At 41.3% G+C, this 12,750-nt stretch carries 15 protein-coding genes; 6 read left to right on the top strand and 9 right to left on the bottom strand.

Features of this window, described 5'->3' with window-relative positions; all coding sequences use genetic code 11:
* Window positions 1-54: 54 nt before the first annotated feature.
* The 4 genes from CVT00_RS05860 to CVT00_RS05845 are packed head-to-tail and all read right to left on the bottom strand — an operon-like array spanning window position 55 to window position 2,794.
* A complete protein-coding gene (locus tag CVT00_RS05860) occupies window positions 55-501 on the bottom strand; it encodes a hypothetical protein (RefSeq protein ID WP_107914998.1) in 447 nt (148 codons plus the stop codon).
* Window positions 491-1,270 carry a lysophospholipid acyltransferase family protein gene (locus CVT00_RS05855; protein WP_107915000.1) on the bottom strand — a complete coding sequence of 260 codons (780 nt, stop codon included), beginning with the start codon at window positions 1,268-1,270 and terminating at the stop codon, window positions 491-493. Before CVT00_RS05855 ends, CVT00_RS05860 begins: the two co-directional genes overlap by 11 nt.
* Complete coding sequence (gene miaB, locus CVT00_RS05850; RefSeq protein WP_107915001.1) at window positions 1,251-2,552, bottom strand: tRNA (N6-isopentenyl adenosine(37)-C2)-methylthiotransferase MiaB; 1,302 nt, start codon at window positions 2,550-2,552, stop codon at window positions 1,251-1,253. Before miaB ends, CVT00_RS05855 begins: the two co-directional genes overlap by 20 nt.
* Complete coding sequence (locus CVT00_RS05845; RefSeq protein ID WP_002941786.1) at window positions 2,552-2,794, bottom strand: HP0268 family nuclease; 243 nt, start codon at window positions 2,792-2,794, stop codon at window positions 2,552-2,554. The genes miaB and CVT00_RS05845 overlap by 1 nt, the downstream gene beginning before the upstream one ends.
* Before the next feature lie 172 nt (window positions 2,795-2,966).
* On the opposite strand from CVT00_RS05845, the gene nusA reads away from it, so the two are divergent.
* A complete protein-coding gene (gene nusA / locus CVT00_RS05840; RefSeq protein WP_107849880.1) occupies window positions 2,967-4,070 on the top strand; it encodes a transcription termination factor NusA in 1,104 nt (367 codons plus the stop codon).
* Window positions 4,070-4,549, top strand: a complete 480-nt coding sequence (locus CVT00_RS05835) for a GNAT family N-acetyltransferase (protein ID WP_107915003.1) — start codon at window positions 4,070-4,072, stop codon at window positions 4,547-4,549. Before nusA ends, CVT00_RS05835 begins: the two co-directional genes overlap by 1 nt.
* 47 nt (window positions 4,550-4,596) lie before the next feature.
* On the opposite strand, the gene CVT00_RS05830 is transcribed toward CVT00_RS05835, so the two are convergent.
* Window positions 4,597-5,199 (bottom strand): outer membrane beta-barrel protein, encoded by a 603-nt coding sequence (locus CVT00_RS05830; protein ID WP_107915005.1) that lies wholly within the window; start codon window positions 5,197-5,199, stop codon window positions 4,597-4,599.
* A gap of 159 nt (window positions 5,200-5,358) precedes the next feature.
* Between CVT00_RS05830 and CVT00_RS05825 the strand changes: the two genes are divergently transcribed.
* On the top strand, window positions 5,359-5,571 hold the full coding sequence (locus tag CVT00_RS05825) for a transcriptional regulator (RefSeq protein WP_002941953.1): 213 nt from the start codon (window positions 5,359-5,361) through the stop codon (window positions 5,569-5,571).
* 144 nt (window positions 5,572-5,715) lie between these two features.
* Here CVT00_RS05825 and rho read toward each other — a convergent pair whose 3' ends face one another.
* From rho to CVT00_RS05810, 3 genes are all read right to left on the bottom strand, one after another.
* Entirely contained in the window at window positions 5,716-7,059 is a 1,344-nt protein-coding gene (gene rho / locus CVT00_RS05820; protein WP_009294026.1) for a transcription termination factor Rho, read from the bottom strand.
* 163 nt (window positions 7,060-7,222) lie between these two features.
* A complete protein-coding gene (locus tag CVT00_RS05815; RefSeq protein WP_107915007.1) occupies window positions 7,223-8,308 on the bottom strand; it encodes a pyridoxal-phosphate dependent enzyme in 1,086 nt (361 codons plus the stop codon).
* Window positions 8,309-8,319: 11 nt separating this feature from the next.
* Window positions 8,320-8,706 (bottom strand): RidA family protein, encoded by a 387-nt coding sequence (locus CVT00_RS05810; protein ID WP_196376835.1) that lies wholly within the window; start codon window positions 8,704-8,706, stop codon window positions 8,320-8,322.
* Window positions 8,707-8,864: 158 nt separating this feature from the next.
* Between CVT00_RS05810 and CVT00_RS05805 the strand changes: the two genes are divergently transcribed.
* From CVT00_RS05805 to ccoS, 3 genes are read left to right on the top strand one after another with little or no spacing between them, the layout of a single operon-like run.
* Window positions 8,865-9,485, top strand: coding sequence for a helix-turn-helix transcriptional regulator (locus CVT00_RS05805; RefSeq protein ID WP_107916079.1), 621 nt, complete (start codon window positions 8,865-8,867; stop codon window positions 9,483-9,485).
* Window positions 9,482-11,860 carry a heavy metal translocating P-type ATPase gene (locus CVT00_RS05800; RefSeq protein WP_107916077.1) on the top strand — a complete coding sequence of 793 codons (2,379 nt, stop codon included), beginning with the start codon at window positions 9,482-9,484 and terminating at the stop codon, window positions 11,858-11,860. The genes CVT00_RS05805 and CVT00_RS05800 overlap by 4 nt, the downstream gene beginning before the upstream one ends.
* Window positions 11,860-12,129 (top strand): cbb3-type cytochrome oxidase assembly protein CcoS, encoded by a 270-nt coding sequence (gene ccoS / locus CVT00_RS05795; RefSeq protein WP_103558499.1) that lies wholly within the window; start codon window positions 11,860-11,862, stop codon window positions 12,127-12,129. The genes CVT00_RS05800 and ccoS overlap by 1 nt, the downstream gene beginning before the upstream one ends.
* Here the strand turns inward: ccoS and CVT00_RS05790 are convergent.
* Window positions 12,064-12,672, bottom strand: a complete 609-nt coding sequence (locus CVT00_RS05790) for a LysE/ArgO family amino acid transporter (protein ID WP_230853723.1) — start codon at window positions 12,670-12,672, stop codon at window positions 12,064-12,066. The genes ccoS and CVT00_RS05790 overlap by 66 nt on opposite strands.
* Window positions 12,673-12,750: the final 78 nt, after the last annotated feature.

Here is a 12,750-nt window from a genome sequence, read left to right as displayed (position 1 = left end):
CCTAAATTTAGTGCATTATTTTTGGTATGTTAGCTAAAAAGGGATTAAATAAGTTTAAAACAGCTCGTTTTTTAGTTTTGCAAACGCCTCTTTCATCTGCAGAGCCTCGCTTTTTAGCTCATCATCAAGCAGCGCAGAATTTCTTAAGCTTTCAAAATCCTCTATCATCACATCACACATCATTTTGATGCGCTCATTATCAGCCTTGCTGACGCCACTTTGGCTCATTTTTTTGATGCGTTCAAGATACTCTTTGCCATTTTTTATGTATGAGTTAAATTTCATAGCTGCCTTGCTTTGATTAAGCGTGGTGGAGGCCATTTTGTTGTAGGCGTCAAGATCAAGGGCTTTTTGGCTTAAATTTATAGCCTTTTCATACTCTTTGCTCTCGTAGTAAAATTTCGCTTCAAGAGCGAGTTTATAGGAGTTATCGCTGTAAAAAAATAGCCAAAACAAAGCTATTATAAAAATGGCTATAAAGATAGAAAATTTATTTTTCATAAATTTCGTCCAAAATTTCTCTTATCTCGTCGCTTATTTGCGGATTTTTATGCGCATATTTTTTCCACCAAATTTTTAAATTTGACCTAAAGTCTTCTTTGTTTTGTAGCACGCTCTTGCCACCGTCATTTTGCGAAGCTTGCCAAAGCTCATTTTGTATCTTCTCTTTTGCCTCTTTTTGCTCTAAATTTGCCACGCTAAAAGGGGCTGAGAGGCTAAAATTTATAGTTGAAAATGGCTTTGGAAGTATCATCTTATCCCAGCTTTTAAACTCCAAAAACGAGTTTGCTTCGAAATTTAGAGCATAAATTTCGCAAGATGACTTTTGTGCGATTACCGCAGCTCCATCCGCTACGCTGTGTCTTGGTCCGCGTGGGCCATCTGGTGTGATGATGACGTCGTGGCCTTGTTTTATCTCTCTTAGAGCCTCTATAAGCGCTCTTGCACCGCCTTTTGAGCTGCTGCCTCTAATGGTACCGATGCCAAAAAATTTGATTATTCTGGTGATAAGCTCGCCATCTTTGTGGTCGCTAATTATTACCTTGCCTTGTTTTCTGTTTTGCTTACTCCACCACTGCCTATAAGCAAAGCTCATAAAGCTAAGCCTGCCGTGCCAAAAGACGACGACGCAGCCATTTTGTGGTAAGAGATTTGGAGTGTAGTTCTTTTTGCAGGTTAGAAAAATGAGCCACATCAAAATGTAGATAAAAAAGACGCCAACATTTAGGGCGACCTTTTCAAGGGTGTTTTTAAATTTGCAGCTCGCCATACAAAACCATTCGTTTTGGGTTTGTGATCTTTACCTTTTGCGTAGTGCCAAGAAGCTCTTCGCTGCCATCAGCTTGAACTAAAAAGTTGTTAAAACTTCGCCCAGCAACGCCGCCATTTGCCCTTAGCTCTTCAAAATATACATCAAAAATTTTATCTTTTTGCGCCGCCACGATCTCGTCTAAAATTTCGCTATGGCGATTTTGCAGGCGCGTTAGCCTTTCTGAAGCGGTCTTGTCGTCTATTTGATTTGTAAAAGTAGCTGCTTTTGTAAGCGGACGAGGCGAATACTTAAAGCTAAAAATTTGCTCAAATCTAACTTGCTCAAGCACGTCCATCGTATCTTCAAACTCGCTATCACTTTCGCCCGGAAATGCGACGATGATATCAGTTGAGATGCTCACATCTGGGCACATCTTTCTAAGTCTTAGCGCGCGGTCTAAAAACCACTCTTTTGTATATCCGCGCTTCATCTCGCGCAAAACTTTTGTGTTTCCGCTTTGAAGCGGCATGTGCATCGACTTGCAAATTTTTGGATTATTTGTGAAAATTTCAAGAAATTTATCATCCATGTGAAGCGGGTGCGGACTTGTAAATCTTATCCTCTCAACGCCATCTACCTCGCTGATCTTTACTAGAAGGTCGCTAAAATCGATATTTTCTTGCGCGCCTGAAAATCTTTTGCCGTAGTTATTGACATTTTGCCCTAGTAAAAATATCTCTTTTGCGCCGCTGCTTGCGGCCTTTTCTACCTCTTTTAAGATGAGGCTTGAAGGGATAGAAATTTCATCGCCTCTGGTGTGTGGGACGATGCAGTAGGTGCATTTTTTATCGCAGCCGATTGAGATGTTGATGTGGCTTTTATATGGCGAGCCTCTAAATTCGCCAAATGCGTATTCGCTCTCGTCGTGGTTGATGTCGGTTGAGATAAATTTAGGCGTATTTACCGCCTTTGTGATCTTGCTAACGTTTCTTGCGCCAAGGACAAAATCAACATAAGGCGCACGTTTGAAAATTTCACTACCCAAATGGCTTGCAGTGCAGCCGCAAACGCCTATCTTTGCACCTCTTTTTTTGGCTTTTTCAAAGGCACCGACCTCGCTAAAGAGCTTATGCACTGGCTTTTCACGAACTGAGCAGGTATTTATAAGGATTAAATCAGCTTCTTCGATGTTTTGTGTTAAGGAGTAGTCTTCTTTTTGTGAGAGCTCGGCTATGATATGCTCGCTGTCACGAACATTCATAGCACAACCTAGAGTTTGGATAAAGAGTTTTTTACTCATTAAAGTATATGCACTTCATACATATAATCGCTATCATCAAGGCCGTATTTTACGGTTCTGTGATAAACGCTTAGCCCTTTTTCTTCAAAGTGCTCGACTAAGGCGATTAGCTGTTTGTGCGTGTTTTCTTTATCAAAATAGAAAATTTTCTGACCCTCTTTTTCGACAGCTGCCTCTATCTTTTCTAGTGAAATCGTTTTTGGTTTTGCGTCTAATTCGGCTCTTGCAAGTTTTAGCTCCATTTTTAATCCTTTCAAAATCTTAAATTTTAATCGGTCAATATACCCAAATCATCATAAAAAAAGGATTAAATAAAAGTTAATAACAAGCTTAAAGTTATTAAAAGTATGGCTTATGTATAATTTCAAAACTTCACGAAAAATCCCCGAAATTTATCGTCACAATGGAGAAAAAATGGAAAGAATATCAGACATTATAGAGTCAATTGCAAATGAAAAAAATTTAGAGATAGAAGATGTAAAAGAGCGTGTCATAAGGGCTTTGATAAACACTGCAAAAAGGGTTTATGGCGAAAATTATGAGTATGACGTGAGCATCGATGCTAATAAAAATTTAAAGCTTTATCAAAAAATTTCAATCGTAGCAAACGACGATGAGAGGCTTGCTGAAGACAATGAGCACTTTTTAAGCTTAAAAGAGGCTAAAAAGATAGATAGTGGCGTTGAGATCGGCGATGAGCTCACATACGAGCTAAGCCTTGATAACCTTGGCAGAACAGCTGCCCAAACGCTTCACAAGGAGCTTGAGTATCACATCCAGCGCCTAGTCGAAGAGAAAATTTTACAAAAATATAATGAGATGAGCGGCCACATGGTCTTTGGTCCGGTTGTTAGGGTTGATAACGACGAAAACACCTTTATCGAGATAGATGAGCTTCGTGCCATCTTACCACGTAAAAACCGCATAAAAGGTGAGAAATTTAAAGTGGGTGACGTGGTAAAAGCGGTCATTAGAAAAGTTTTTACAGATAAAAATTTAGGCATAAAGGTCGAACTTTCAAGGACTTCGCCTAAATTTCTTGAGGCGCTACTAACTTCAGAAGTACCAGAGATAAAAGATGGTGGTATCATCATTCAAGGCAGTGCGAGGATCCCTGGCGAAAGAGCCAAAGTAGCGCTCATCTCGACCACTCCAAACATCGATCCAGTAGGCGCAACCGTTGGCACAAAGGGCGTTAGGATAAATGCTGTAAGTAAAGAGCTTCATGGTGAGAGCATCGATGCGATCGAATACACCACTGAGCCAGCGATCTTGGTAGCTCGTGCTATGGCACCTGCGATCATCACATCTGTAAAGATCGAAGAAAATAAGGCGATCGTGACACTTGCGAGCGAACAAAAGAGCAAGGCGATCGGCAAAAATGGCATAAATATCCGCCTAGCAAGCATGCTAACTGGCTACGAGATCGAGCTAAACGAGCTTGGCTCTAAAACTGGTAGCGGCGATAGTGACGGCGGAATGGTCAAGGATCTAAAAGCACTCTTTGGTGACAACTAATGAAATTTCAAATAAGAAAAGCGACTAGAGGCGATATTGACGTGATCTGTGAGCTTGTAAGAGAGCTTGCTAGCTATGAAAAGATGAGTGATCAAGTCACTTTTACAAATGAAATTTTTGCAGACTCTATCTTTAATAAAAATCACGCAAAAGCTCTTATCTGCGAGAGTGAGGGCAGGGCGATCGGCTACGCTATCTATTTTTACACATTTTCTACATTTTTAGGGCTTGGCGGGATCTATCTTGAGGACATCTACGTCAAAAAAGAGTTTAGAAATCAAGGCATCGGTAAGGCATTTTTTAAATTTCTAGCTCAAATTTGCAAGGATGAAAATTTAAAGAGGCTTGAGTGGTGCTGCATAAACTGGAACGAGCCAAGCATCAAATTTTATGAAAGCATGGGCGCTAATAACCAATCTCTTGAGTGGAGAACCTACCGCTTAGACGGCGAAAATTTAGAAAAGCTGGTAAATTTATAGTTTCTAGTAAAGCTCAAATTTGCTTTGAAATTTGAGCTTGCAAATTATTAAAATTTATATGTATATCCCATATAAAGACCGACGTTTGTCTCTTTGGCATCAACCATGTCAAATTTACTGATCTTGCCGTAGTCAGCTCTATCAGCTTTTAGACCAAATTCAACTGCATTGTTTTCATTGATAGAGTACTCAGCGCCAACTCTTGCACCTAGTATCCAGCCGTTCGTGCTAGCGCTTTCCATCGGAGTTTCAGCATCGCCACCTCTTAGTTTAAGCTTTGAAAAACCAGTATAGCCACCAAGAACTAGTTTAAGATCTTTTGCTACGTTTGGAGTATAGTCAGCTCCAACTATAAATTTATGAGTTTTCCACTCAGCTACGCTTTTATCTTCGTCATTTGCTGTTTTCTTAACTTTAAAATCATATATGTAAGCACCATAAACTCTAGCCACATCAAAATCATAACCAGCTTTTATACCAAGACCTGGTTGAGCTTTTTTAAATTTGATCTTTGAGCCGTCATCGCCTTTTACAGTAAGCTTTGATCCAAAAGAGTAATCTCCCTCAACTCCTACAAAGGCTCCTTGCGCTAAAGCAGCGGCACTAGCTAGGCTTAAACCTAAAGCAACTTTTAAAACTACATTTTTCATTTTTACTCCTTATTTAAAAAATGTTACGTGGCTATTTTAAATTTTCTTATATTAAATAAAGTTTAAATATTCAATGAAATTAATAAAAAACATAAAATAATTCAATTGTTTTCTTATCAGAATAAAATTTATAAAATCACTCGAAAAAAGGAGTGTAAAGTGGCTAAGATGACAAAACGTGATATGGCTTATCATTTAGACGTTGATGTCGCAACGCTTTACAACTGGCGAAAACACAAGCCAAACCTTTATCGTATCGTGATGCTTGGATTTAAATTTGATGAGCTTATCGAGCAGAGCAAGAAGACTTGCAACGAGCTTTGCGAGTATGAAAATTTAATCAATCAAGACATAGAAAAATTTAGTAAATAATCGTTTAAAAATCGTAATCTCTTTTATAATAGCAAGAGCTAGAAAATTCAAAATTTCTAAGATATTTTTGGCTAGAAAGCTGGAGTTATATGTTTTAAATGAAGTGATTTGAGCTCAAAGCAAGCGCTTCAAGCTCAGTTAAATTTACTCGTTTAGGATAGAGAGAAGCTCTTTGTTATCTTTTGTTTTTAGCATTTTTGCGTATAAAAATTTAAGCGCTTCGACATCATCCATTGTCGCGATAGCAGAGCGAATAGCCCAAATTTTTTGAAGCTCATCAGGCTTTTGAAGTAGCTCTTCTTTTCTGGTGCCTGATTTTAGCACGTTGATAGCTGGGTAAATTCTGCGGTCTGAGATGTTGCGGTCAAGCACGATCTCGCTGTTTCCAGTGCCTTTAAACTCTTCAAATATCACTTCGTCCATACGTGAGCCAGTGTCGATAAGTGCGGTTGCGATGATGGTTAGAGAGCCGCCGTGTTCGATATTTCTAGCTGCGCCAAAGAAGCGTTTTGGCTTGTGAAGTGCATTTGCGTCTACGCCGCCAGTTAGTACCTTGCCGCTTGGCGGGGTCACTGTGTTGTAGGCACGTGCTAGACGGGTTATGCTATCAAGCAAGATGATGACATCTTTGCCCATCTCAACTAGACGTTTTGCCTTTTCGATGACTAGCTCTGCTACGCGGACGTGGTTAAGTGCTGGCAGGTCAAATGTCGAGCTAAATACCTCGCCTTTTACGCAGCGCTGCATATCGGTAACCTCTTCTGGTCTCTCATCGACTAGAAGCACCATTAGCTGGGCTTCTGGGTGGTTTTTGGCGATGCCGTGAGCTAGTTCTTTCATAAGCTCAGTTTTACCACTTCTTGGAGGTGCGACGATGAGGCCACGCTGACCCTTGCCAATAGGCGTGAAAAGGTCGAGCACACGGCCCGTTAGCTTCATCGGATCATACTCTAAATTTAGCTTTTCGGTTGGGAAAAGCGGGGTTAGGTTGTCAAAAAGCGGCCTCTCTTTTGCGTCTGCTAGAGGCATATAATTTACCGCTTCGATCTTTAAAAGAGCGTAGTATTTCTCCTGATCTTTTGGCTCTCTTACTTGGCCGGTGATGATGTCGCCCACACGAAGCGCAAATTTACGGATCTGAGAGTTTGAAACATAAGCGTCGTTTGAGCTGTCACTTAAATTTGCATCAACAGCTCTTAAAAAGCCGTAGCCCTCGTTTGTGATCTCTAAAATTCCAGTAAATAGTATAAAGCCGCCTTGTTTTGTCTGGGTTTTTAGTATCTCAAATATCAAATCCTGCCTGCGAAATTCGCGTGGATTTTCGACGCCAACGCCATTTGCGATCTGCACTAGCTCATCTAAGCTAAGCGTTCTTAGCTCTTCGATCTTGTGTCCGTCGACTGGTACGTGGGTTCTTGATGCTTGATGTTTTTTTGTAGTTTTTGCGCTTTGAGCAGCACTTTGCTCGGTTTGGTTATTGTTTTCCATTTTTCCTCTTTAAATGCGGGGATAAGATTGCAGAATTCTGGGCTTCAAAAGTTTTTTGAAAGTTTTGGCATTTTATAAAAATAAAACTTTGTTGTCAAGAAATGCCACAACCAAAGTCGCTAAAATAGGCAAATTTGCAGGCAAAATGACCTGCAAATTTATCTTAATGCTCGCTTTTTAGCCCAGCACCACACATCGAGATGATGCTTTTGCCCTCTATCTTGTGCGATTTTGCGTAGCTTGCGTAGGCGGCGTAGATGGCTGCTGTGGTGTGCTCGACGTAAAAGCCGCGGCTTGCTAGGAAATTTCTAGCTGGCATGATCTCATCTTCTTTTATCGTGATCACCTCGCGCTCGCCAGCGTAGTTGCTAGCTAAAATTTCGGCGCCACGAGCAGGTTTTGCGATCGCTATGCCCTCAGCCAAAGTTGGCTTAGCTTTTATCGCAACTGGCTCGCTTATCGCCCCAAGAAACGGCGCGCAATTTTCACTTTGGACTATAAAAATTTTAGGTAGCTTTTTGATCACTCCAGCCTCAAAAAGTTCTTTTAAAGCGATCTCGCAGCCTATTAGCAAGGTGCCGTTGCCAACTGGCAGAAATAAATTTTCAGGGACAAAGCCAAGCTGCTCGTAAATTTCATATATATATGTTTTAGTGCCTTGATAAAAAAGCGGGTTAAATACGTGGTTTGCGTAAAATATGCCCTCATCTTTTGCCCTTTTTCTACAAGCATCTGCCGTCTCGTCGCGCATGCCGTCAAAGACAACCGCCTTTGCGCCGTAGTACTCAAGCATCTTTATCTTTTTCTCGCTTGTGCCTTTTGGGACGTAAATTTCACACTCTATGCCAGCTCTTGCAGCGTAGGCAGCTACCGAGTTTCCAGCGTTTCCGCTGCTATCTTGCAAGATCTTTTTGATGCCATAAGTTTTACAAAACCAAATAAGCATCACAGCACCCCTATCTTTAAAGGAAAGCGTTGGCATCGCATAGTCCATTTTAAGGTAGAGTGAGCCATCAAATTTCACGCTCTTTGTTAGCCCTTCGCCAAGGCTGATGTCACGCCAGAGCTCATTTTTGATAGGGAAAAACTCGCGGTATCTAAAGAGGCTAAACTCGTGCTGGTCGATCAAATTTAGATCAAATTTGGCTGGCTTAAACTCCAGATCATAAAGCCCGCCACACTCGCACGCAAATATAGGTGTCTCAAAATCTGTGCTATTGCAGCACTTTGAGCAGATAAATTTAGGCATTTTCGCTCCTTTTAAATTTTTCTATCAAGTATCGCTGTGGCTTCGATCTCTAGCAGGCAGCCAAAGTGAAGTTTGTTTGTCGGCACTACGACGCGAGCTGGCTTGTGATCGCCAAAAAATAGCGCATACTCGTCGTCTATCTCGTCCCAAAAGTCGATATCTGGCGTATAGATGCGGCACATCAAGATATCATTTCTTGTCGCATTTGCCAGGTTTAGCACGTTATCAAGGTTTTTTAAAGCCTGCCTTGTTTGTGCCTTTAGCCCCTCTGGAATTTGCCTAGTCTCAGGGTCCATGCTAAGCTGACCTGAGATGTAGAGGATGCCGTTGTGTTCGGTAGCTAAAGAGTAGTGAGCCTTTTTTTCTTTTTGAAATTTCGGTTTCGTAAAATTTTTCATATTTTTCTCCCTTAAAAATTTAAAAATTATAGATAAAAAAATTATTATTTTTCACTTAAATTTTTACAAATTTTTCATAAAAAAATTATATTTTTTTATTATCGAAAAATTTAAAAAAATATTTTTGGCTAAACTTAAACAAAATCAAATGGCGCCTTATGCATCCTATATTAAAGGCATTTATCCCAACGGCAAATCTCATACAAAAAAGCTCGCCATTTGCCTGCGAAGTCGTGCTACACGATCTCTCAAACCCACAGCGCTCGGTCGTCTATGTAGCTGGCGACGTCACTGGCAGAAAGGTCGGACAAAGCTTTGACCACCTTGTAAGCGAGGTCTTAAACAGCAAAAATTTCAAAGACGACTACGTGGCAAACTACTTTTTTACAAAGGACGAAAAGCTGGTAAAGTCTTCAACCGCTTTTATCAGAGATGAAGCAGGCGAGATCATAGGGGCGATATGTGTAAATGTCGATGCGAGCGTAGCAAAGAGTCTTTTTGAAATGGCTGGGAATTTCTTAAAAACTGGTGAAAATGAGCCAGATGGCGAGCAAAACGACGACGTGACAAAGATCGTCCTAGGCTTAATCGACAAGATTATCGCCAAAAACGAGGGCAAGAAGCTTAAAAAAGAGCAAAAGCTTGAGCTTGTTGGCTTTATGAACGAAAAGGGCATTTTTAATATCAAGGGTGCTATCGAGGTCGTGGCAGCCAAGCTAAATGTCTCAAAGATCACGATATATGGCTATTTAGACCAGCTTAAAAAGAAGCGTCCGTGAAGTGTAGGTGCTCTCACTGCAAGCAAAGCTTTGATGAAAGCGCGATGATAGAGGCTAAGGGCGGGCTTAAATTTTGCTGTGTCGGCTGCAAAGGCGTCTATGAAATTTTAAATGAAAGTGGCCTTGGCGAGTTTTACGAGAGGCTTGGCAAAAACACGCTAATGCCTGCAAGTAGCGGTGCAAATGTCAAAAATTTAGCTGCAAATTTTAGCGAGCTAGTGACAAAAGAGGGCGAGTTTTCTAAAATTTCACTTCTGATTGACGGTATCACATGCTCAGCGTGCATCTGGCTGCTTGAAAAGGCACTTTTTAGCCTACCTGGCATCTTGGAGGTAAATATCAACTCGCTTAGCCAAAAGGCAGTCATCGTTTACGATGAGCAAGAGCTTTTGGTGGAGCAGATAATCGAGAAAATTTATGCCGTTGGCTACACTCCAAAGGCCTACGCGGCGAGCCAAAAAGAGGATGAGCTAGTCAAAAAAAGGCGAAATTTCTACGCAAAAGCGCTTGTTGGCGTCTTTGCCACGATGAATATCATGTGGCTGGCGATCGCGCAGTATGGCGGCTACTTTAGCGGTATAAGAAGCGACGTGAAGGACCTACTAAGCTTCGCGCAGTTTGTGCTGGCAACGCCTGTGCTTTTCTACACTGGTAGCGAGTTTTTCAAGGGGGCAAAAATCGCCATTAAAAACGCCTCGCCAAATATGGACCTGCTTGTCATCACGGGGGCTAGCATAACCTATATCTACTCGATATTTGCGATGCTTACAAGAAGCGGCGAGAGTTATTTTGACTCGGTTGCGATGATCATAACCTTTGTTTTTATCGGTAAATTTTTAGAAATTTTAGGCAAGAAAAAGGCACTTGAGACTTCAAATTTTTTAAGCGATATGTTGCTTGCAAAGGTGTGCGTTTTAGAGGACGGCAAGGACATTTTAAAAGAGCCAAAAGATGTAAATTTAGGCGAAAAGATAGTGCTAAGAGCTGGCGAGAGGGCGCTACTTGATGGCGTGGTGCTTAGTGGCGAGGCAAGCATCGATAGCTCAAGCTTAACAGGCGAAAGTTTGCCACTTTTGCTAAGCTCTGGTAGCGAGGTAAAAAGCGGCGTCGTTTGCTTAAACGGGCAGATCGTCTATGAAGCAAGGCAAATTTTTAAAAACTCATATCTTAATAAGCTTATAAATTTACTCCAAAACGCAGAGCTAAAAAAGCCAAATATCGAGCTAGCAGTCAATAAAATCGCCTCGAAATTCTCTCTTAGCGTGCTAACTCTGGCATTTTTTACATTTTGGTTTTGGTACTTTAAATTTAGCTTTTCAGAAGCGATAGTGACAGCTGTGAGCGTTATCGTGATCGCTTGTCCTTGCGCGCTTGCCCTTGCCACGCCAGTTAGCAGCGTTTGTGCCCTTGGAGTGGCCTTTAAAAACAAGGTGCTTTTTAAGGAGGCTAAATTTTTTGAAAGCCTTGCAAAGTGCGACGTGGCGGTCTTTGACAAGACTGGGACGCTTACAAGGGCTAAATTTGAAGTTGGCGAGTTTTTTATAAAAGAGGGCGTGAGTATCGATAAAATTTACTCGCTTTGCCTTATCTCAAACCACCAAATAAGCGTGGCGGTGGCTGAGTTTTTAAAGCAAAAAGGTGCAAAAAAAGTTGAGCTTGAAAATGCAAATTTAAGCGTAGCAAAGGGAGTTAGCGCTGATATCGCAGGTGAGCGTTTTGTGGCTGGGAGCAAGCGCTTTTTGGCTGAAAACGGGGTGAAATTTGAAGAGAGCGAAGAAAATGTGAGCTTTTTTGTTGGCAAGCATGGCGAGCTGGTGGCTAAATTCTACCTAAAAGATAGCGTAAAGCCCGAAGCAAAGGCGCTAATAGAGGAGCTAAAGATCGCTGGTATGAAGGTGTGTATCCTAAGTGGCGATGTGCAAAATGTGGTAAAAAACGTGGCAAGTGAGCTTGGCGTGAGCGAGTTTGGAGCTGGGATGCTGCCTGATGAAAAGGCTAAATTTATAGCTGGTCTTAAGCAGCATGGCAAAAACGTGCTGATGGTAGGAGACGGCATAAACGACGCAGCCGCGCTAAGCCTTGCCCACGTGGCTATTTGCATGGGAAGTGGCGCGGCCGTGAGCTTAGAAAAAAGCGACGTGGTGCTACTTGATGACAGCCTTCAAAGCCTTGCAAAAGCGGTGAAAATTTCAAAATTTACCTATAAAACGATAAAGCAAAATTTGCTATTTTGCCTGCTTTATAACGCCCTTAGCCTGCCATTTGCCGTCTGTGGCTACGTCATGCCGCTATTTGCCGCGCTTTTTATGTCGGCAAGCTCGCTTAGTGTGATACTAAACTCGCTTTTTATAGTTAGAAAATTTAAGGATAAATAGTGGATACAACGACTCTTGCGATGCTTGTTTTTATCTCTGTTTTGATGGGGGCGGCCCTGCTTTTTGGCGTGCTTTGGGGGATAAAAAATAGGCAGTTTGAAGACTACCGCAAATTTTTAGACGGAGCAAATTTAGATGGCGAAGACGCGCTAAATGAAGCCTACCAGCTCGAACTTCGCAAAAAAGAGGCGCTAAAAAAGAGGCTAGAAGCTAGCAAAAACGAGCATGAAAGCAAGGGCGAGCATGATGAGGCCGACAAAAAACTCTAAAATTTTCCAAGAGATAGGCCTTGCAAAGATGGGTGCTAAAAACCTAGCCAGATAGCCAAGTGCGAAGAAAAAGCAAAATGAAGCAAGGCTAGCACCCACGCCAAATATCAAATTTTCATCTTTAAATTTAGTCGAAACCGAGCCTATTAGTATCATCGTGTCAAGATAGACGTGAGGATTTAACCAAGTAAATGCGAGAGTTAAAAGGATATTTTTCTTTAAATTTGATCTGGCATAATCGCTGCTCGTATCCATGCGAAGATCCTTGAAAAAGCATGAGTGAAAGCTCTTTAGCGCGTAAAATAGCAAAAATAAGAAGCCGCCATATAGGGTTATTTGCTTGATGATGGGGAAGTTTTGCACGAGGCTGCCAAGCCCAAAAACTCCCGCAAAGATCAAGACAGCGTCGCTAATAGCGCAAATAAGGCAGATGATAAAGATATTTTCTCTTTTGATGCCCTGTTTTAGCACAAATGCGTTTTGCGCGCCAATGGCTAAAATGAGCGATAAAGAGGTGAAAAATCCAGATATAAATGCTTGCAAATTTATCCTTCTCGCTAAAGTTTGGCTTAAATTTAGCAAAATTTAACTTTATCATAACCATAAATTTATGCCTTTTTT

It is taken from the genome of Campylobacter concisus (genome assembly GCF_003048675.2).
Lineage (GTDB): Bacteria > Campylobacterota > Campylobacteria > Campylobacterales > Campylobacteraceae > Campylobacter_A > Campylobacter_A concisus_F.
The sequence above is the reverse complement of the archived record's forward strand: the minus strand, read 5'-3'. Positions and strand labels throughout refer to the sequence as shown.